Annotated in this window: 21 protein-coding genes and 1 tRNA gene; 12 read left to right on the top strand and 10 right to left on the bottom strand. The window is 37.2% G+C overall.

From position 1 onward, the window contains the following. Positions 1-123: 123 nt before the first annotated feature. The 3 genes from FKM95_RS00430 to FKM95_RS00420 are packed head-to-tail and all read right to left on the bottom strand — an operon-like array spanning position 124 to position 2,029. Positions 124-447 (bottom strand): HesB/IscA family protein, encoded by a 324-nt coding sequence (locus tag FKM95_RS00430; RefSeq protein WP_159128903.1) that lies wholly within the window; start codon positions 445-447, stop codon positions 124-126. A 6-nt stretch (positions 448-453) separates the two neighbouring features. Then, positions 454-852 carry an iron-sulfur cluster assembly scaffold protein gene (locus FKM95_RS00425; protein ID WP_159128902.1) on the bottom strand — a complete coding sequence of 133 codons (399 nt, stop codon included), beginning with the start codon at positions 850-852 and terminating at the stop codon, positions 454-456. Between the two features lies 1 nt (position 853). Further along, the gene (locus tag FKM95_RS00420) at positions 854-2,029 is read right to left on the bottom strand and encodes an aminotransferase class V-fold PLP-dependent enzyme (protein ID WP_159128901.1); all 1,176 of its coding nucleotides are present in this window, start codon (positions 2,027-2,029) and stop codon (positions 854-856) included. Positions 2,030-2,851: 822 nt separating this feature from the next. On the opposite strand from FKM95_RS00420, the gene FKM95_RS00415 reads away from it, so the two are divergent. The 9 genes from FKM95_RS00415 to FKM95_RS00375 all read left to right on the top strand — a co-directional run bounded on the left by FKM95_RS00415 (position 2,852) and on the right by FKM95_RS00375 (position 12,521). After that, a complete protein-coding gene (locus FKM95_RS00415; RefSeq protein WP_159128911.1) occupies positions 2,852-4,369 on the top strand; it encodes a GTP-binding protein in 1,518 nt (505 codons plus the stop codon). Positions 4,370-4,380: 11 nt separating this feature from the next. Then, positions 4,381-4,710, top strand: a complete 330-nt coding sequence (locus FKM95_RS00410) for a hypothetical protein (RefSeq protein WP_159128910.1) — start codon at positions 4,381-4,383, stop codon at positions 4,708-4,710. Between the two features lie 78 nt (positions 4,711-4,788). After that, positions 4,789-7,350, top strand: coding sequence for a 2-oxoglutarate dehydrogenase E1 component (locus tag FKM95_RS00405; RefSeq protein ID WP_159128909.1), 2,562 nt, complete (start codon positions 4,789-4,791; stop codon positions 7,348-7,350). Beyond that, the gene (locus tag FKM95_RS00400; protein ID WP_159128908.1) at positions 7,331-8,404 is read left to right on the top strand and encodes a 2-oxo acid dehydrogenase subunit E2; all 1,074 of its coding nucleotides are present in this window, start codon (positions 7,331-7,333) and stop codon (positions 8,402-8,404) included. The genes FKM95_RS00405 and FKM95_RS00400 overlap by 20 nt, the downstream gene beginning before the upstream one ends. A 209-nt stretch (positions 8,405-8,613) precedes the next feature. Then, positions 8,614-8,967 carry a 30S ribosomal protein S6 gene (rpsF, locus tag FKM95_RS00395; protein WP_226338817.1) on the top strand — a complete coding sequence of 118 codons (354 nt, stop codon included), beginning with the start codon at positions 8,614-8,616 and terminating at the stop codon, positions 8,965-8,967. After that, positions 8,964-9,251 (top strand): 30S ribosomal protein S18, encoded by a 288-nt coding sequence (gene rpsR / locus FKM95_RS00390; RefSeq protein WP_159128906.1) that lies wholly within the window; start codon positions 8,964-8,966, stop codon positions 9,249-9,251. The genes rpsF and rpsR overlap by 4 nt, the downstream gene beginning before the upstream one ends. After that, positions 9,248-9,661 (top strand): 50S ribosomal L9 C-terminal domain-containing protein, encoded by a 414-nt coding sequence (locus FKM95_RS00385; RefSeq protein WP_159128912.1) that lies wholly within the window; start codon positions 9,248-9,250, stop codon positions 9,659-9,661. Before rpsR ends, FKM95_RS00385 begins: the two co-directional genes overlap by 4 nt. 186 nt (positions 9,662-9,847) lie before the next feature. Then, positions 9,848-11,068: a homoserine dehydrogenase gene (locus FKM95_RS00380; RefSeq protein WP_159128905.1), complete on the top strand. Its 1,221-nt coding sequence runs from the start codon at positions 9,848-9,850 to the stop codon at positions 11,066-11,068. 1 nt (position 11,069) lies between these two features. Further along, positions 11,070-12,521 (top strand): PALP domain-containing protein, encoded by a 1,452-nt coding sequence (locus tag FKM95_RS00375; RefSeq protein ID WP_159128904.1) that lies wholly within the window; start codon positions 11,070-11,072, stop codon positions 12,519-12,521. Positions 12,522-12,771: 250 nt separating this feature from the next. On the opposite strand, the gene FKM95_RS00370 is transcribed toward FKM95_RS00375, so the two are convergent. After that, positions 12,772-13,770: a phosphotransferase gene (locus tag FKM95_RS00370; protein ID WP_159128874.1), complete on the bottom strand. Its 999-nt coding sequence runs from the start codon at positions 13,768-13,770 to the stop codon at positions 12,772-12,774. Between the two features lie 127 nt (positions 13,771-13,897). Between FKM95_RS00370 and FKM95_RS00365 the strand changes: the two genes are divergently transcribed. Genes FKM95_RS00365 through FKM95_RS00355 form a run of 3 tightly spaced genes read left to right on the top strand, consistent with a single transcriptional unit; the run spans position 13,898 to position 16,124 of the window. Next, entirely contained in the window at positions 13,898-14,053 is a 156-nt protein-coding gene (locus FKM95_RS00365; RefSeq protein ID WP_159128873.1) for a hypothetical protein, read from the top strand. 11 nt (positions 14,054-14,064) lie between these two features. Beyond that, complete coding sequence (locus FKM95_RS00360; RefSeq protein WP_159128872.1) at positions 14,065-15,537, top strand: anthranilate synthase component I family protein; 1,473 nt, start codon at positions 14,065-14,067, stop codon at positions 15,535-15,537. Beyond that, entirely contained in the window at positions 15,534-16,124 is a 591-nt protein-coding gene (locus FKM95_RS00355; protein WP_200829013.1) for an anthranilate synthase component II, read from the top strand. The genes FKM95_RS00360 and FKM95_RS00355 overlap by 4 nt, the downstream gene beginning before the upstream one ends. Here the strand turns inward: FKM95_RS00355 and FKM95_RS00350 are convergent. The 6 genes from FKM95_RS00350 to grpE form a co-directional block, all read right to left on the bottom strand. Continuing rightward, a complete protein-coding gene (locus FKM95_RS00350) occupies positions 16,113-17,129 on the bottom strand; it encodes an aconitase family protein (protein ID WP_159128871.1) in 1,017 nt (338 codons plus the stop codon). The genes FKM95_RS00355 and FKM95_RS00350 overlap by 12 nt on opposite strands. 99 nt (positions 17,130-17,228) lie before the next feature. Continuing rightward, entirely contained in the window at positions 17,229-17,378 is a 150-nt protein-coding gene (gene rpmF / locus FKM95_RS00345; protein ID WP_159128870.1) for a 50S ribosomal protein L32, read from the bottom strand. A 2-nt stretch (positions 17,379-17,380) separates the two neighbouring features. Further along, positions 17,381-18,364 (bottom strand): RluA family pseudouridine synthase, encoded by a 984-nt coding sequence (locus FKM95_RS00340; protein ID WP_159128869.1) that lies wholly within the window; start codon positions 18,362-18,364, stop codon positions 17,381-17,383. A 131-nt stretch (positions 18,365-18,495) separates the two neighbouring features. Continuing rightward, positions 18,496-18,578, bottom strand: a tRNA-Ser gene (locus tag FKM95_RS00335). A 33-nt stretch (positions 18,579-18,611) separates the two neighbouring features. After that, the gene (ligA, locus tag FKM95_RS00330) at positions 18,612-20,342 is read right to left on the bottom strand and encodes an NAD-dependent DNA ligase LigA (protein ID WP_206167482.1); all 1,731 of its coding nucleotides are present in this window, start codon (positions 20,340-20,342) and stop codon (positions 18,612-18,614) included. A gap of 56 nt (positions 20,343-20,398) precedes the next feature. Beyond that, positions 20,399-20,926, bottom strand: a complete 528-nt coding sequence (grpE, locus tag FKM95_RS00325) for a nucleotide exchange factor GrpE (RefSeq protein ID WP_159128877.1) — start codon at positions 20,924-20,926, stop codon at positions 20,399-20,401. Positions 20,927-20,968: the final 42 nt, after the last annotated feature.

The following is a 20,968-nucleotide window of genomic DNA, read 5'->3' as shown; positions in this document are numbered from 1 at the left end:
AGGAGAGGAGAGAGTTAACAGCTATAGCTATTAAAGAGCTTCTCTCTCCCCTCTCGTATACACACATATCATCCAAATAATAATAATAAAACCCTAATAAACTACTCAACTAACCTTTAACAGCTAGCTTCTACTAATACTTAAAGACTTACCACAACCACATATTGAAGTAGCTTTTGGATTCACAAACACTATCCGTATTCCAAGACTAACGTTTCTAACAGTTACCTTAAGAGCTTTGAAACATGGGAGGCTGTCTTGGTTTAACAGAATCCTAACACCATCTATACAAAATACTAGGTCTTCCCTTCTGGTTCTGGACTCAGCTTTGAATTCATAAGACAATCCATTACAACCAGCTTTAAAAACCCTAATCCTTATGTATTGCCAGGGCTTAATAAAACAACGAACATATTGGCTTACTTCCATTGTAAAATGTAGTGACATTATTTCTTAATTAGCTTTAGGTTTATCTTTAGGGTTTGTTGTATAGAAGTTTGTAATGGCTGTCTTAATTGCATTCTCTGCCAAAACCGAACAATGTGTTTTAATTGGGGGTAGACCCAATTCATTAATTATCTCTATATTCTTGATGGCCATTGCTTGCTCTAGGGTTTTTCCTTGTACTAACTCAGCGACCAAGGCACTTGAAGCAATAGCTGAACCACAGCCGTAAGTTTTATATTTTGCACCAACAATAACTCCATTCTCAATCTTTAGCTGTAACTTCAAAACATCTCCACATGAAGGCGAACCAACCACCCCAGTGCCAATGTTGTTTTCACCTTCTGGGAAAGAGCCTACATTTTTGTTGCTGTGATAATAACGTAAAACCTTTTTACTATACAGCATTTTAACTCCAAAGTGGTGAAAGCTGTCTTAATCTTTTAATCTTTTCTATAACAGCCTGTGACACATATTCAACCTCAGAAGCTAAAGTGAAACGTCCTAGAGAGAACCTAATAGAGTTGTGGACGTTTTGAATACAGCCTATCGCTTGCAATATGTATGAGGGTTGTAAAGCTGAAGAAGTACATGCAGAGCCTGAAGAAACACAAACATTCTTCATCGACATCATCAATGCTTCTCCTTCTACATACTTTATGTTAATGTTGATATTGTGTGGAATTCGAGATGTTAAACTTCCGTTAACGTTTACTTGAACAATAGATACTAATTCCTTAACCAAATGAACATTTAGCTGCTTTGTGGTCTTAAACTCTGATAAGCCTTCGTTGTATATCAACCGATACGCTTCACCCATTCCTACTATTTGATGTGTTGGAAGAGTTCCAGAACGTACGCCTTTCTCTTGACCACCACCATGCATCTGAGGTTCAATCTTAAATACATTAGCCTTGTTAACATACAAAGCCCCTACTCCTTTGGGTCCATAGGCTTTGTGAGATGTTAAAGACATGGTGTTGATCTGAGTCTTGGAGGTATTTATTGATACTTTACCAACTGCTTGCGCTGCATCAACATGAAGCGGAATTCCATAGCTTGAACATAAGCTACTTATGCTTTCTATATTCTGAATTACCCCTATTTCATGGTTAACATACATTATGACTACAAGGATGGTATCAGGCTGTATGCATTTGTTCAGTAGGTTTAGGTCTAACAAACCATTGTTGTTAACTGCTAAATAGGAAACAATGAAGCCTTTTGATTCCAAGTATCTACAGGTGTCAAGGACGGCTTTGTGTTCAGTTTTTAGAGTAATAACATGTCTTCCTTTGTTAAGGTTTGAAAGAGCGATGGTTTTAATTGCTAAGTTATTAGATTCAGTTGCACCTGAGGTCCATACAATTTCTTTACTGGAAGCTTTGATTAAACTAGCAACGAACTCTCTAGCTTTTTCTACAGCAGCTTCAGCCTCCCAGCCTAAGATATGTGAACGTGAGGCTGGGTTGCCAAACTTGTGTCTGAGGAATGGTAGCATTTTGTCCACCACTCTAGAATCAGCTGGCGTAGTAGAGTTATAATCCAGATACACCGGTAGTCTAAGCTTAAAGGTTGGTTTCATAGTGGGTCTACCAGCTGAGTTAACGAACTAAGAGGTTGTACATTGGTTGGCTTTGTGGGAAAAGCTGAGGGTTATTGATATTAGTTTATACTTTTAACGCAGGGTTGTGTTGAAGGTATTTGGTGGTGCTATTGGGGGGGAAGGTAAAGGTAGGAAGGGGAAAGAAGGTAAAATGTATTGGATGTGTTGAGGGGGAAGCCTGGGGGGAAAAGGAAGAGTAGTAAAGAGGTAGAAAGGAAAGGAAAGGAAAGGAAGGACTTGTTATAGGTTTTGGGGGGAGGGAGAGAAGGGGAAGGTTTTGATTGAGGCTTCACCATTAATTCGTTTAGTTGAAGTTATGCTTATGGTTATGTTTATGGCTGTTGTCTTCACTATGAAATACCTGGTAGTTCTAGGTTCTAATGCGTGCAGCTATAGGCATGGACATACCACCTGTTGGGGAAAGAGCTTCCTATTATATCTCTCTTCTTCTATACCCATCTTCTATACCCATCTTCTTCTCCTACCATTCTCCTCTCTCATTCTCCTCTTCTCTCACACACTCCCAGTCTTTCACACACATTTATTTCCAACTCCCTCACACCCTCCTTCTCTTCCACCATCATCAACCTTCTTCTTCATCAACACAGAGACAAACCTAAACACTCTTCCTCCTCTCAAACCCCTTCCTAGCTTTACCTTCCAGCTCCTCCTCCTCTTCACACACACCCTCTCCACATCTTGGCAGAACCCTCAAACAGCTTGCATATTGTCTCTTAAGAAGCTGAGCATTTACTAATATAGTTCTTAACACCTGTCATTTTAAGAAACCTACTCAAGCTAATGGAGAACATAAACGAAAGCATAAACAGAATAGGTAAAAGAGCCTTGGTTGTTGCTATTGTAGGTCACGTAGATCATGGAAAGACTACACTTATAGAACGTATAAGGAATGCTGATTCTTCTAACTACGAAGCTGGAGGAATAACACAAGATATCTTCGCATACAGCTCCATCACACCTCCAATTGGAAAACTAATATTTGTTGATACTCCAGGCCACGTAACATTTGAACTGACTAGAAACTATGGGGTAAAACTAGCAGATATTGTAGTTATTCTAATTGCGATAGATGATGGTGTTACTGAAGAATGCAAAAAGATATTAACCAACGTTAAAGCTATTGGAAAACCAGTTGTATTAGGAATTAATAAGATAGACAAAAGACCCAATGTTAAAAACATATTCTCAAGCCTTGACAGCAAGTCTAAACTAAACGCTGATGGCTCGAAGTTGGTGTATTTATCAGCCAAGAAGGGAATAGGTGTGCCAAACCTGATGACTTCAATCCATGTAGAAGCCAAAAGAACAAAGCTTTCACATAAGCTAAAGACACTAGTTAATATACCAGCAAGAGGAACAGTTATTAATTCAGTAGTAACTCCAACTATGGGCATATGCACAACTATATTAGTTCAGGCTGGTTCTCTTAACCTCGGAGACATAGTTTTACTTAACAGTGACTACGGTAGAGTTAGACTAGCATACGATGAACATAACAAACGTATAGAAAGAGTGTCACTAGCTACACCGGCTAACATTTACGGCTTACCTACTCCGTCTAAACCAGGTGCTAAGTTCATAGTAGTGCCAACAGAACAAGCTGCCAAAGACCTTGCAACACAGCGCAAATGCATATTGAATAATAAACCTGAAGAGCCTGAGTGTGTTAACATAAAAACCATGTTCGATATGTTAAGAACCACTGACAATAACAGCTTTCGCTACATCGTTAAGTCAAGGACTTATGGAATGATTGAAGCTGCTGTTAATACCATTAACAACATACCAAACAACATACCAGCAAAAGTGATCCACAAAAGCGTAGGTTTAGTGTACGAAAGTGACATAGGGATGGCTGCCATATCTGGAGCAGTTATCATCACATTAGGAATAAAACCTAATTCCAGAATCCTAAAGCTATCCAAAGAACGCAAAGTTATTATTAAAAGCTTTCGAACTGTGTATGAGCTAGCAGAAGACTTACGGTCTGTTGGTTTTCAATCAAAGCCTGAAAGCAGGGACAAACCACAAGCAAAAGCAACAGTTAAGCGAGTCTTTAATGTTTCAGGCAACGAAGCAATTTTAGGTTGCATAGTAGAAGCTGGTGTTTTGAAAAGATCGAAAAGCACCATAGTTTCAAGAAACGGTAAGGAAGTTGGAATATGCGAGGTTCGTACTTTAAAACTTTTTAAAACTCCAGTAGAAGAAGTTAAGAGGGGTTCTGAGTGCGGAGTTTTGGTAGTGCTAAAAACCCTACAAGAACTATATGTTGGTGACATGCTTGAGGTTTTCTTTTAGCTTAGTTTCTGATGACATTTGAACATAAAAAGAGGGCTCACTCTTACAAAAGAAGCATTAGCAGGCTAAAGTACGAGTTATTAAATATCCTAACACACACCGAAGAATTAAGGGACAATATTATAACTGCACAGAGAATAATCTTATCCAAAGACCGTAAAAGACTTATTGTTAGCTTCTCTAGTTTATTTGGTAATAAAAGCAACGTAGCAAGAATACTAGCTCTTTATTCCAAAACAATATGTAGAACACTGTATGCAAGAGTAAACCTAAAAGATACCCCAAAGCTCACTTTTATACCAACCGAAGAGCTTGTTAAAACAACTCCCCCCCCCCATTAAAGACTCATAAGCCTATGCGAGCTTGTATCGCAAGTTCACGTTTCAACCATACGCATCTAATAAACCCAGCTTAACTTAATGACCGACTCTTCCATTGAAAATATAAAATACATTGAGTTACTGTATCGTAAATATACTAATAACCCACATTCGCTCTCTGGCTGTTGGAATATCTATTTCTCAGACGTTTCCAAAATGTATAACGCTAACAGAACAATAGAGCTGTACAGAGGCTTCAATAACACACTTAGGAACTTAGAACCATTAAACAGCAAAGACTTGTTTCCAAATGTGTTAGCTTTAGGTTTTCTGAGAAGCTCTTATTGCCATGGAATATATCCTGAAGTTTCTCATATAAATAGCATTAAACGCTTGTGGATACACCGCACTTTAGAAAGACCCGTACTGAATAGATTAAGCTTGAACCTAGACGTAAAGAAAAGTATCTTATTTATTCTAACGAAAGCATATGAACTGGAGAATCTCCTTGCTAAGACGTATGTAGGTCAGAAGAGGTTTTCTATTGAAGGCTCCGAGGTTGTTGTTGTCCTATTAAGCTCCCTAATAAGCCTTGCGTCCAAGTCGAAGATTACAGATATCGTAGTTGGTATGGCACATCGGGGAAGACTTAACATATTAATTAACCTATATCACGAAGCAACAAACAGATTCTTTGTACATTCGCTTCAACACAAAGAAGACTATATTCAAAGCTTTGATGTTAAATATCACTTTGGCTGTGTGTCCCGTATGGTCCATAAGAATAGTTTAAAGCTAACAATGGTCTATAACCCTTCACACCTAGAATCAGTTAACCCAATAGTTGAAGGCATCTCAAAAGCTAAACTAAATACTATAAACACACCTAAGAAAAAGAATGAATATGTCCTTCCAATTCAGATACATGGAGATGCGGCAATAACAGGACAAGGAGTTGTGTCCGAAGCTATAAACTTTTCAGGCATTAAACAATACAGAACATATGGGTCAATTCATATAGTCATTAACAATCAAATAGGATTTACGGCTCAACCTAAAGAAACTCGTTCTACTACCTTTTGCACCGAACATCTCAAAACAATAGGAGCGCCGGTATTTCATGTGAATGGAAACAACCCAGACTCTGTGGTTCTTATTTCAAAGCTTGCGCTAATGTTTAGAATGAAGTTTCTAAAAAGCGTAGTCTTAGATATCATTGCATTTAGGAGGTTGGGTCACAATGAACAAGACACTCCAGAAATAACACAACCTCTTATGTACAGTTCTATAAAAGCACACAAGCCCATCAACCTGACTTACCTACAGTTCATATCAAACGAGGAACCAGCCACAACCGAAACCTTTTTAAAAGTAAGAAAGCATTACCTAGTCTCTTTAGAAACCCAAAAGCCAGTGCAACCACGCATAAGAAAAATACATATCTTCAAAAGCATCAGAGTTAACAGCAATTGTATAGCTTTAACAGAAGAACTTAAATGGTTGCTAGGTAAGTTAGTTAGGCTTCCTCAATTGTTTAGTCTCCATCCACTCTTAAAACGTAGCTTCTTAAACAGACACCTGGTAATAGAAACAAGCGCTTCTCTAGACTGGAATTCCAGTGAACATTTAGCTTATGCTTTAGTCTTAAACAAAGGAATTCCAATAAGGTTATCAGGCCAAGATGTTTCAAGAGGAACCTTTATGCACAGAAATGCAGTAGTTTATAATCAGAGTTTTCAAGGTATTCCAGCTTATACTCCTTTACAAAACATATCGTCACTTCAAGGTAGAATACATATTATAAATACTCCACTGTCCGAAGGCTCAGTTCTAGGTTTTGAGTACGGTTATTCATTGGTTAAGTCTTATGCGATGGTGATCTGGGAAGCGCAGTTCGGAGATTTTATCAACTGTGCGCAGGTCCTGCTTGATCAGTTTATTGCTTCTGGTGGTTCTAAGTGGGGTCAGAGTTCAAACATAGTGTTATATCTTCCGCATGGTCAGGAAGGTCAGGGTTCAGAGCACTCATCTGCAAGACTTGAGAGGCTTTTGCAACTATGCTCAAGCAATAATATTACGGTTGTACATCCTACCACTTCTGCGCAGCTATTTCATGTCATTCTTGAACAGACGTCAAGGAAAGTTAAAAGACCATTAACAATATTAACCCCTAAGTCCTTACTTAGACTTAAGGCTTCTTGGTCTACCATCTCTGACTTCACAGCTAATAGGTTTAGGAAGACTATTGTGGAGGAGAAGTACAATGTAAGGTATGAACACTTAAGGAGACTGCTGTTATGTTCAGGGAAGATCTATTTCCAACTAGCAGCCTATCAACACAGGTTTAGTATTAACAGGATCTCTATTATCAGGCTGGAGCAGCTGTATCCATTTCCTAAGCATTGTATACCAAAACAATACATATCAATCTGTGAGGTTTTGAGTGTACAAGATGAACCTAAGAATCAGGGAATATGGTATTTCATTGAACCATATATTCGCTACGTGGTTAAGAATAGAGTTGTTTATTGTGGTGTTCAAAGCTCTGCTTCAACCGCATTAGGATTTGATGTTGAGTTCAGGTTTCAAAGTCACTTCGTTACTAGCAATGCTTTCAACATTCGGTTAAAGAGGGATAAATATGGATACTACCGAGATTGAAGTTAAAGCTCCACAGTTTGCAGAGTCTGTATCAGAAGCTGTTGTTCTAAAATGGAGAAAGCATGAAGGACAATATGTTAAGAAGGGAGATAGCCTGCTTGAGTTGGAGACAGACAAAGTTGTTTTAGATGTTCCTTCTGAAGTTAATGGACTGATTAAGATAATTAAGGTTCCTGAAAAAGAAGTAGTGCACAGTGGTCAAACTCTGGCAGTAATAGAAACTAAAAGCTTTTCTGCTAAACCAACCTCTTCTGACACCTATATGCGAACTACCGAAAGACTGAGAAATACAAACAACCTTAGCTTAAATACAAAAGCAACTCATACTTCCTTTTGCAATCAGACAAGAAACCACAGAATAGAAAGATACGTAGCTTTGTCTGTATTACGAAAGAGCTTAATCCAACGGTTACTTCGAGCTCAAAAAGCAAGTGTAACTCTTACCACTTTCAATGAAGTAAATATGAGTTCAGTCATTAAGCTTCGAGAAAAGTACAAGGTTGAGTTTACCAAAAAGCATGGCGTTAAGTTAGGTTTAACCAGCTTTTTCGTAAAAGCTTCCTCAATTGCACTGAAGAAATATCCTATCCTGAATGCTTCAGTCAAAGACGATTCTATAGTGTATCATGAGTTTCAAGATATCGGTATAGCTATAAATTCCCCACTTGGGTTAATTGTTCCAACTCTAAGAAACGCTGAAAGAATGAGCATACATACAATTGAAAAGAATATCTCTAACTTTATGACAAAAGCAATGCACAACAGGATTACTATTGAAGAGCTAAGTGGAGGCACGTTCACAGTTTCTAACGGAGGCATATTTGGATCTTTGTTATCAACACCAGTAATAAACCCACCTCAATCTTCAATATTAGGAATTCATTCAATTGAGCAGCGTCCCATTGTTTTGTTCGATAAAGTAGAAGTTAAACCTATGATATATTTAGCATTATCCTACGACCACAGATTGATAGATGGCAAAGATGCTGTTTCTTTCTTAAGAACAGTTAAAGAATCTTTAGAAGATCCTATAAAGCTAACGTTGGGTTTCTAATGAAGAACTCAGTTAGGAATAGTTGGTAAAGAATATTAGCTAGGAACATCGTTGGGTTTGTATGGGAGGGGAACCAATTAAAGCTGTTATAAACCAAAATGATTCAAAGCTAAAAGCAGAACGTTCGGTTATGCTATAGTAGGTTCCCCTTAAAAAGCCCCCCATCAATATCTAAACCTCAATTAACAACTGGAAGAGCGTATATCAAAGTGAGTCATTACGAAATAGTATATCTAATGGACGCAGTAAACAATAAGGAGTCGGTTTCTTTTTTCAGAGAGTTGAGTGGAACTGTTCTTTCTGTAGGTGGTTTGGTGCATCGGTATGAATGTTGGGGCAAACAAAACCTTTCTTATGCCATTAAAAACAACTCCACAGCTTATTTTTACTGTATGAACATCGAATGCTCTTGTGATTCTTTAGCTAAGCTAACCACTAAACTCAAACATTGTCGTATGTTATTAAGGTATCTTATTGTGAAGCGTAAATACAAACCAACCTGCAAGTCAGCGTTTATAAAGTCCATAGAAAACGATAACCTTTCACAAGAGCAAAAAGAATGAAAAAGCAACCTAAACCCACAACCAATGTTAAGAACGGGGTAACATTAAAGAAGAAAGCTTGCTACTTCACCTGTTCCAAATTCAAACATATAGACTACAAAGACATTAAAACTCTAAGAGCTTTCGTCACTAGCTTCGGTAAAATCACTCCTTCAAGACTAACAGGTACTGAGACTCGGTTCCAAAGGCAGTTAAGTACTGCAATCAAACGAGCAAGGTTTCTTTCATTACTTCCCTACACCAGCTTGCATTTAATAAACAAAGAACCGAATAGAAACCAATGAAAGTAATCCTACTAGAAAACCTAAGAAATCTTGGAGTCATAGGAGCCGTTGTGTACGTTAAAAACGGTTATGCTAGAAACCTTCTGTTACCTCACAAATATACAACACCTTTCAATATACAAGTAATAAGTCCGAATAAAGATATCGACCACATGTTTCTTATTGACCAACCCTACAGATTTCCATCTTACTTACTTTATATGAGAACAGCTAAAGATAATGGTGAACTGTTTGAGTCCGTTAAAGAAACTGACGTTCTTTTTCTATTAAGGAAGTTTAATGTTTACGTTTGGAGAGATCAACTCTACATGCCTACCGTATTTAGGAGACTAGGTGAACACTTCGTTAAAATAACAATAACTAACCACGTTGCAGTCAATGTATGCATCAAGATTCTTAGACAACCATAGCAACCAGTTAGAAGAGAATCCACAAAAGCCGGGATAATATGGAATGTATAGAAGACAAAAGAAGTAGAACGGGTTATCTCGAACAAACCCCAATAGTTTAGCTGTGGCTGAGATCACTATTGAATTCATTATTTAACCACAGATTCAATAACAACCGCACATTCGTCTAGTTAGACATTGAGGAACATGACTAAGGTTTCTTGCATATGCTTGTTTGGACTAGGAACGGTTGGGAGGGGAGTTATGTCAACTATGTACAAGAATAGTGTCATAATCAGAAACAGGTTAGGTTTAGATCTTAGAATAGCCGTTATATTAACCAGAAGAATAACTAAAGCTACAAAGATCAATGTTAACTCAACGCAAAAGATTCCACTAAATGAACCCCGAATGTATGTACTGGTTGAAGCTGTTGGAGGTTCATGTGTTGCTCGATATATATTGTTCAATTCTTTAAACAAAAAAAGGTTTTTAGTAACAGCCAATAAAACGTTAATTGCCTGTTACAACTTTGAACTAAGACACACCTACAATAACATATTGCTTGAAGCATCAGTGGCAGGAGGCATTCCAATCCTAAGTGTTCTTGAGAAAGGGCTTGTTGGAAACATGATTAGCTATGTGGCAGGTGTTTTGAATGGCACTTCCAACTGGACTTTAGCGCAAATGCATAGGTTGGGTGTTTCTTTAAAAAGAGCTTTATTGGATGCATCTCAAAGAGGCTATGCTGAGTCAGACAATGTATGCGATATTGATGGGATAGACTCGACACAGAAAACAGGAATTCTATATTACATTTCTTTAAGAACAACCGTAACTATTCGTTACATATATACTGAAGGCATAAGAAACGTAAACCTTCAGGATATTGCATATGGTAAAAGACTAGGCTTAAACTTTAAACTGATGTCTGTTGTTTTAACCATAAAGAAGGCTCTGTGTGCCACATTCCCAGGCTTTGTTTCACTTAGCTGGCCTTTCTGGATCTCTGAGGACACAACTAATGTTATACTTGTGGCTGGAGACTGTGTTGGTAAGTTGTGGTTATTTGGTAAAGGAGCTGGCACAAAGCCAACAGCTTCAGCTATCATTTCAGACGTTGAATCTATTCGCTATGGGAACGGGAATTCCTCTTATCCAACAAGAATCTTAACTCTCCCATACAGATCCATTTCAACTTCAAGAAACGGTTTCTATGTTCGTACTTTAAATACATCATTCCAAGAATGCAAAGAAACTCTGAACATTCTTTTAAAGAGAAAGCTTAACTTAATATCTTTTAGTGCTTTTGGAGTGTATAAACGTTTAGAAGTTATTATGGTCTTGAAAAACGTTTTCGAAAGAAACTTCAAACGTACTGTTGTCTCTTTCAGAGGTTACATCACAAACTATAGAACACTATTATAGAATGCTATATCATTCGACGAGAGGTTCCAACAAAGAAGAAAGGTTACGTTCTTTCTTAAATGTATTGTTAAAGGGATTGGCTAGCGATGGTGGTTTATATGTGCCAACCTCTTACTCAAGCTTGCATATTGAAGAGCGTCTATGGAGGTTCTTTACATACCAAGAGTTGGCTTTTAGAATATTTAGATGGTTCATCAGTGACGTACCGTATTCAGTTATAAGAAAGCTAGTAAGGACCGTATACAACGAAAGGTTTCCCTTAAGCTACTACAACAGACATTCAGCTTCTTGTCCAGTCGGGGTTGCACCAATCTCTAACGTTCCAATATACATACTTCGGTTATCTAATGGTTCTTCTCTCTCATTCAAAGATATTGCCATGCAGTTATTGTGTGCGTTCTTTGAGTTTATGGTTGGCAGTAGTAACAGCAACGTTAACATTATTAGCGCCACCTCTGGAGACACTGGTAGTTCGGCGTGCACAGCTTTTCAGTTTTGCAAGCGTTCAAGGCTTTTCGTTTTCTCACCACTTAAAGGCATTTCCGAATATCAAGCAGAACAGATGTACAGCCACCTATCGAAGAAAGCATTTAACATATGCATCAACGGTAAGTTTGATTGCTGTCAGGATATTGTTAAACGCTTGTTATGTAGGGAGCGAAGTAACAACGGAACAGCCAACTCTATAAATTGGGCTCGCTTGCTTTTCCAAACTGCGTATTATTTCATTTCTTACTATCGAGTAACCATTGCTCCAAAAGAGTACACAACATATCTTATTCCATCTGGAAACTTTGGAAATGCTTTTGCAGGTTTCATTTCAAGAACTATGGGTTTACCAATAAGAAGAATCATTATTGCGACAAACGAGAATAACGTACTGGAAGAGTTTTTCAAAGCTGGTTCTTACCAAGTAAGAAATGCTAGCAGCCTGCTAGCTACTAACACTCCAAGCATGGACATATCAAAAGCTTCAAACCTTGAACGCTTACTCTTAGAGGTTTTAAATAGGAATTCAAACATAGTGTTCAAAGTATTTCAACAATTACATCACTTTGGGTTAGTAAGGTTACTTAGGTACATTAGCTACAGATCCATAAAGAGGTTAGGCATTTCAGCTGAAAGTACGTTTGGTTCAGAACGGCAAATGATAGTTCAATATCTATTCAAAAGATGCGGACTACTGCTTGATACCCATTCTGCCAATGGCGCAAAGACTGTCCTGCTGTTAAAGCATAGCAAGTCCATAAGGGAAGTTAAGGTTATTCTGGAGACAGCCCAGGCTTTAAAGCTAAAAGACTCACTTCGAACTATGATTGGTAGTCGATACAGTTTCTTAACACAAAGGCGTGTTCGAAGGTTGAGGTTCATGTTTCCTTGTGTTGCACACGTTAAACAAGTTATGGTTCTAAAGGTTGGTTTATTAGGAGAAGGTAGGAGAGGAGAGAGTTAACAGCTATAGCTATTAAAGAGCTTCTCTCTCCCCTCTCGTATACAGACAGGTTTTAGCACTAACAGCAGTTCATTGTAGTTTGAAAAGGCATTCTATATTGGAATTGTATCTATAGTCTATTATGTCTCTATAGGCTAAGGAAAAGCAGTTGAAGTTGGAGTAGAACCCATTAGCTACTTCTATTCCCCCTCCAAAGACCTAAAAGCACTAAAAGCACTAAAAGCACTAAAAGCACTAAAAGCCATCAATACTATGATGAACCATCTTGGTAAACACTCCCATAACACTTCAAATACAATTCTCTAGCTGTTAACCTAAACCTAAACCTAAAGCAGTCAGGATCGTATGGGTTCATTGCATCTGTTATCTTTTTCCTATAGAAGCCTCCAACCCTTGAAAGCCAAAACCTAAAGGCCATCACTTCTAACGTAACCAACAGCTTCTTTTTTTCTCTGAGCTTCAGAGGTTTAATAACTTGGTATGAGTGCATTAACTTTACAGTATCGTACACATTTAGAATTCCATTACTACATGTACACCAAGTGTTTAAAGCTATGGCTACATCAACCAACAGCTTTTCTTGTCCTGAGAAATAGAAATCAAAACATCCGCTTAGCCTCTGACTATGCATATGAAACAGCTGTTCAAAGGTCACATTATCTTTAAATAGATCTCCATGACAAGCTCCATCATCCAACCTTTTATAGCCAACCGCTAAGAAGTAAAACAACTGCATTGAAGCCCTATACTCAAACACATATCTTTTACCAAAGGGAACAATGCATGCATAACTGGAGATCTTATCTTTAACCCAGCTAATACTGTAAGCTCGAGCATTGAAGAATGTATGCTTTTTACTAATGTGGTGCAAAGTTGCTAATGCTCTTCCTGTTTCTAGCATATGTGGGTTCCCCGGTTCTTCTTGAGTAATTCCAATGAGCTTTAAAGTTATTGCTACTGGCTTACCATTCCACTGAACAACTGGTATTTCTTCTACATTGCTATTCAATATGGGAGCGGGGACACCGTTAACTGACAAGAAATACATAAAGCACAAGTAAAAAGGTAGTTCATGGTTCTCCACATTCTCAAAGATTGTAACAATTAGGTTCCGCAGTACGGTTGTTAAAAAGAAGTTGCTGTTCTCAGTTCCGAGTTTAGTTTCTGTTAGCTTCTCCAATGCACCCAGCATATATTTATTAGACCAGCCTGTTAATACAGCATTTGGCACTCTAGTAAAGACTGTCATATAGGCATTAACAAACCTTGAAGCTTTCCTTAGGGTTTTCCCAGGTATTTATCATTGCACCAACCTCCCTTTCCGGGGTTATTGTTGTTAATATGTAGACAACCATAGTGTTAAAGAATAGGAGAGTATGTTACTACTGGCTTTTACTACTGGCTTTTACTACTGGCTTTTACTACTGGCTTTTACTACTGGCTTGCTTAGACTGAGAATACCTATAGAAGAACAACCAATAAAAGACGGAGTTTTATTAGCTATGCTACAGATAGGAAGTATGTTAACCTAATATCTTAACAAATGTTGAACTATTTCGTAGTAGATAGAGAAAAGGCTGTAACAGCGGGTCATTATTGCATCCCGATGTTAGGAATTGTAACAGGATATAGCATGAGTTTACTAAAAACCTATTGTAGAACCAGCATTTCTTTTAGTGATGCCAATAGCTATATATTTGAAGTTAAACACGCCCGTTCATTCATTGGAGTTTTCAACAGGGTAACAATTGAACACCGTGAAACCACAAACAGTCTTTATTTCCTTAATAAGCTCGTTAGAAAGTCTTTTGGAGAACCTCATGCATTTCTGAAAAACAACCTTATTAACACCAATATCAAAAGTACTAAACACGGCCATTTTGTATCTGACTTTGGATGCTTTGGTTACTTTGGATACGACCTGTTTAGATATTTTAGGAAGCGTACAGACCTATTTAATAAAAAAGATTCAATCGGTGTGCCTGATGTAATGATGTATTTAACAAAAGCTCTTGTATTAACTTATCAAACATCAATACAACTGAAAAGCAACTGTGGTCTATTTTCTAGTCAGTACTTTTTAAACCTTAGGAAGCTGAGGTGTGTCGTTAAAATAATATATGTAACACCATCAAGAACTCTAATATTTCTTAAGCGTATAGCCAAGAAAGGTTTCACTACCCTTGTACGTACGAAGTATTTAGGTTTAGTAACAAAGGCTGTTACATACATACATAAAGGTAAACTAATGCAAGTACAAGTTAGCAGAAGGTTTGTTAAACAAGCCAGGTTTGATGTCTTACAGTTCTTCAAGAGCTTGAAGGCAATTAACCCTTCGCCGTATATGTTCTTGTTAAGATATGGCTTCTTCGATGTACTAGGTATCTCCCCTGAAATACAGATTAAACAAACAACTCAAAGACAAGGTTACCTTACAATTATCAAACCTATAGCCGGAACCCGACCTAGAGGAAGGACTGTTAACGAAGACTTAAGGTTTGAAGCTATGCTAAGAAGTGATCTAAAAGAAATAGCTGAGCATGTAATGCTGGTTGATTTAGCAAGGAACGAATTAGGCATAGCTTCTACTTATGACTCCGTATATTGTTTTAATCTAATGAGCATTGAGAAATACTCGCACGTTCAACATATCGTTAGCACCGTTAAAAGCAAGATAAACCGTAACTCAACCATGGATATACTAAAGATTGCTTTTCCTGCTGGTACTGTCACAGGAACCCCAAAACTAAAAGCTATGGATATAATTGATAAGCTCGAACCAATGAAGCGAAGCTTTTATGGAGGGACAATCGGATACATTTCAACCAATGACATCGAAACTGCTATAACCATAAGAACAAGCCTTATCCACAAACAGCGAACCTATCTACAATCTGCGGCTGGAATAGTATTTCATTCAAAGCCAGTGGGTGAAGTTAAGGAAACTGAAAACAAAGTGGTTGCTATTCTAAGCTGTATTAATAAAATAGCAGGGGGAAGCACTATCCATATATGACGATAGTAGTGATAGATAACCAAGACTCATTTACATTCAATTTGGTTTCCTGTTTCAGAAGAATAGGAGAAGCTGTCAGTGTGGTTAGGAATAATGAGGTTTCTTTCAGAGACTTATTAGCAATGAATCCTACTGTCGTTTGCTTTTCTCCAGGCCCAGGTTCTCCATCAAATCTCAGAACAGTTAAGAAGCTTTTCAATCAGTTACATACTGTTATTCCACTTTTGGGAATCTGTTTAGGACATCAGCTAATAGGAGTTTCTTTTGGTAGCGTAGTATTAAAATCCAAGAACATAATGCACGGGAAGCTTAGTAAAATATACCACAGCAATAAAGGAATATTTAGTAATGTGACCCAGGGTTTCTACGCTATTAGATATCACTCACTTGTTATAGATAAAAGCTCTGTACCTGACTCCTTAGTTATTACAGCATGGACCCCAACTGGAGAAATAATGGGAATAAAACACAAAGTGCTACCAATAGAAGGCATGCAGTTTCACCCAGAATCCATATATTCGCAACATGGAGAACAGTTGGTGAGAAGCTTTGTCTTTGGTGTACATCAAAAGCTCTTACCAGCTTAGATTTACGGTTAAAGGGTTGCTACATAGTATGCCATTTCTTTCAGGAACTCCAAATAACCTCTGAGCTTTTAGAATCTTTGCTAGTGCTAGTGGTTCATCTTTATCTTTACCAGCGTTCAGTATGTAGTTAAACGCTTTGTTGTTGAAGGCAAAAACCCCAAATAAAGTCCCATATTCCAACACTAATCCTGAGGCAATAAACCTATCTTGGAGTGTTAACCAATGTGATTCTTTACCAATGAGCTCTACTATGTTTCCAGATGGATTAGCTTTCCTTAAAGACTCAGCAATTGTTAACGCTAGTTCTACTGATGAGCTGTTACTTTGGGTTTTACCAACTAATTCCATTCCGACGTAGCCTGTGAAGTGAGGGTTGGAGTTGGTTAGTTGGTTGGTTGGTTGTTCTAACATGAACATACTAGCTTCTGAACCTAAGCTGTTTGTTCTCCAACTACTGAAGCCTATGCCATTGTTATTGGTAGAACATCCGTTAGAACCGATTTCTGAATCTGAACAGAGTAGCTGTATGTTATTAAGCTTTTTGTTGCGTGAGTGTTTTGTTGTATGTTCGGGTCTAATATTCCAAGATAGAATAGATACAGACTTATGGTTAGTTTTAGGATTAGAGCTTGAGTATAAGGAATGTGACCTACTAAGAATGTTAACTTCATTTAGTTGTTTTACTTTTGTTGTAGCATTAGTAATGAAAGCAGATAACGGAACTCCAGACAGATCTTGAATAGTTACTTTAGAGTGAACGAATGGGATCTTTGTATATTTCCTAGAAAGAGGAAACCATCGTATTAAGTGGCTGATGTGTTTGTTGTTGAGGCTTTTTCCAATGCTTAGGGTTAGTATTGAAACTAAAGACACTTGTAGAAAGGAAGGTAGGAAGTTAATGAGAGTTCCGTATGTTTTACCAAGCTTGTACATTGAAGGAAAGCAGAACGTTGAATGATTATGTTCTATAATGATGGTAGTACTTTTAAGGAATCCGTTGTACATCTCTATGCTCTATGTTAAGGTTAAAAGATGAGAAAAGGTTGGATGACCTCGGTTCGCTTTTTGTTAAATGCACAGCTTTAGGAGTAGTTTATGCTAGTGCTATTTGTATCTGTAGAGACCTGAGGAGCTGTAGTGACGTAAGTGAGTCTTGGAGTTATTGGCAGTAGAAACTGTGGGGTGTTTACATTTCTTTTGAAGCCGTTTCATATTTCTTTTAGATGGAGACTTCTTTTTCTTTTGTACGGCCATAGCTAATTCCTTAGGTTTAGGGTTCTTAAAAACAATGTGTAATTTAAAGGAGGTGGTGAAAGAAGCTTTAGTCTTGAACCTAATATTGGGTGTTTAAACGAAAGAACAGTGGAATGTAACATTAGCCTGGTTCTTGAGAAAGGTTGGCGACCATACCGAATATCTCCAAGAACTGGAAACCCCAAATGACTACAATGAATTCTAATTTGATGAGTACGTCCTGTTTCTAGGTTTACGATAAGTAAAGCGTATCTTCTCCATACTTTCAGGCATTGAATTATTGAATGCGCTGGAAAACCTGAACGATGGACTAAAACCTTCTTGGTATACGAGTCTAGCTCTTTTGTTAAGGGCGCTCTAATATCTTGTATCTGTGTCCATTTATCAGACCAGGAACCTGCAACACTAGCATAGTATTTCTTGAACACCTGGCTTTTTACGAACTGCCTTTGAAGGCTAAGCAACGCTGGTTTAGTTTTTGCTAATATCACTGTGCCTGACGTACGTTGATCTATTCTATGTGCTAGCTTTATGGAACTGTTGTTATTGTTCTTCTGTATCGAATCTATTAAACTAACGACTGCGCAGGTTTTTCCTTTATGCACTGGAATATTGTTATCTTTTTCAACAGCTATTATGAACTCGTCCTCAAATATAATACACAGTTGGTGCGTTTCGTTTGTTAAGGTATTATTTAGGTTTAAGTTAGGTTGTTGAATAGCTATGCAGTCTCCAGCTTTGATACGATGGCCTACTTTAACTTTGTTATTGTTAATTCCTACTCTACCTGTTCTCAGGTTCTTATGCGTCCAACTTCTAGCAGTTCTGACGCCTAGTGTTGAAGATAGAAAGCTTTCTATCCTTTGGTTTTCCTGGACTTCTTTAACTAAAAGAAGCTTGAGGTTGTGGTTCATTATTGTTGCTATGCCGTGTGGATGTGCATGTGGCAGATGGAATGTTTTGTTTAAGGGGATCTTATAGCTCATTTATTATAAACCTGAGAAGCCCATACGAATACATAGCGGTTAATGCGTAGTTCCCCCCCAATATAGATGTTCATGATTAGTGAAAGATGAAGCTACCAATCCTACCTAACCAACTGAGCTACGGATGCATCCGATGAGAGAGGGATTCGAACCCTCGATACATACGTATATATGTCTTCCAAACATACTCCTTAAACCACTCGGACACCTCATCTTAAACTAACAGCTCCTCCCCTCCCCCCCCCAACTAAAAGATATCTAATAAGTTAACTAAGTCTCTTATTATATTATTATGGTTTCTTATATATGCGCATATGTTACTTGCTGCCTTTTTACTAACACTTGGTATACTAGCTAAAGAAACAATATCAGCTAATAAAAGACTATTCAAGGACTTATATACTGAGGAAATAGTTAAAGCTGTTAACCTGCCTACCTTTAAGATTCCAAGAGAGTAAATAAACCGAGAAAAAGGAACCCTTTTTGATTTGCTTATTCGTAATACTAACTTTTGTGATTGCTTTAACCCGATAAGACTTGCTTTCATAAAGTCCTTTTCTTTTAGATAATATAAACCATAACAACTTAAAGCTAAACCATAGTCAACTAACTTACTAATTATATTATCACCTAAACCAATAATATTCATTGCATATTTTGATACAAAGTGTTTTAGTGATGCTTTTAGTTGACTAGGACAAGATAAACCAGAAGGGCAGTATAAATATAGCTTATCTTTATTTAAGACCTTATTCAAAAAAGCATGACAAGAAGGACAATATAAAGGAAAGACAAGCAGTTTAGCATTAGATGAACGATATTTAGGAATACAGCTAACAACTTGTGGAATAATATTTCCAGAACGGCGAACTATGATTGTATCATTAGCCATAATACCTAGTCGGTTAATGAAGTTAATATTATGTAAGCTAGCGTTTCTAATAGTAACACCAGAAATAGAAACAGGTCTAAAGTTAGCTATCGGAGTTAATATTCCAGTCCTGCCAACCCTAAACTCAACCTTATTCAGCTTAGTCATTTTCTCTTCAGATGAGAACTTATATACTATAGACCATTTAGGAGCTTTAGTAGAAAACCCAAGCTTCTTCTGAAGAGCTATAGAATCTACTTTAACAGCTACACCATCAATAGAAAAACCTAACATAAACCTTATCTGTTTTACTTCTTCATAAAACCTAAGAACTTCTTTAATACCTACACAAACCCGTTTAACTTCACATATTGGAACTCCCCAACTTCTTATATTATTTAAGTTATCATTATGGCTAATAGATAAAGAACTATTTCCTGGTAATATAGAATGACCTTCATAACAATAAAAAGCTAAAGGCCGTTTAGCTGTGACTTTTGGGTCTAACTGACGTAAAGAACCAGAAGCTGCATTTCGTGGAGTGGAATAATATCTGCATTTATAATTAGAGAATTTATTTAATAAGTTAAACCCATAGTTAGCCATAACTAACTCCCCACGTAATTCTAATACATAAGGCAGAGACCCATCATTTATTAGTCGTTTAGGGATAGAATCTATTACAAGAGCATTAGAAGTGACATCCTCACCATATATTCCATCACCTCGAGTTAAGCCTCTAACTAAGCAACCTTTTTTATATAATAAGCTAACAGCTATTCCATCAAGTTTAAGTTCACAATAATATACAACATCAGCTTTAACTTTAAGCTTATTTCGAATTCGTTTATCAAATAATAAGATATCTTCTTTATTATAAGAACTTCTTAATGAAAGCATAGGTAATATATGTTTCTTCTTTTTAAATAGGTCACTTCTAGATTTAATACAAAGGCCTGGGTAACTCTTTTCAAGATATATTAACTCAGACCTAGCACAGTCATACTCATTATCTGAAACTTCTGGGGTTCTTTTTATATAATAAAGAAAGTCCCAATGGTTTAGCTGTTCATATAGTCTTCGAATCTGGCTTTTCAGTTTATACATTTGGGGTTTCCAGTTGGGTAGTTAATAGAGATTAATATAGCAGAAGAACCAGACATCTATTTTCCTTTAGATACAGTTACCATTGCCGGACGTATTAGCTTTCCGTTTAGAGTATACCCTTTTTGAAGTACTGTAATAACCTTATTAGACATGCTTTCAGCTGAATCTAATACACACATTGCTTGATGTATATTTGGATTAAAAGCTACATTTGCTTCATCAATTACATTTATACCAAACCTTTGAGTGATATCTAATAATGCTTTTAATGTTAACTCTATGCCTTCCATAGTTGCTTTTAGCTCTTGATTAGACCTATCTATAGTAGCTAGGGCTCGTTCTAAGTTATCAAGAGCTGGTAGTAAGTCAGCAGTAAAGGCTTCTAGAGCAAGCTTATGTGCTTTTTCAATATCTTTTTTAGTACGCTTTCTAACATTTTCCAACTCCGCTTTTATACGCAGCATATTATCTTTTTCTTGGGCTTTTATGTTGTTTAGCTCCTCTTCTAACTTCCTTATCTTTTCTTCTTCATTAGTTGTTGGTTTAGCTTTAGATACTTCCTCTTTAAGGTCTTTAGCATTCATTTAGGTTATCTCCTTTTAGGTTAGGTTTATGGATATGGACAG

The sequence above is a fragment of the Candidatus Tremblayella phenacoccinincola genome (genome assembly GCF_009805595.3).
Taxonomy (GTDB): Bacteria; Pseudomonadota; Gammaproteobacteria; order Burkholderiales; family Burkholderiaceae; genus Tremblaya; species Tremblaya phenacola_D.
The sequence above is the reverse complement of the archived record's forward strand: the minus strand, read 5'-3'. Positions and strand labels throughout refer to the sequence as shown.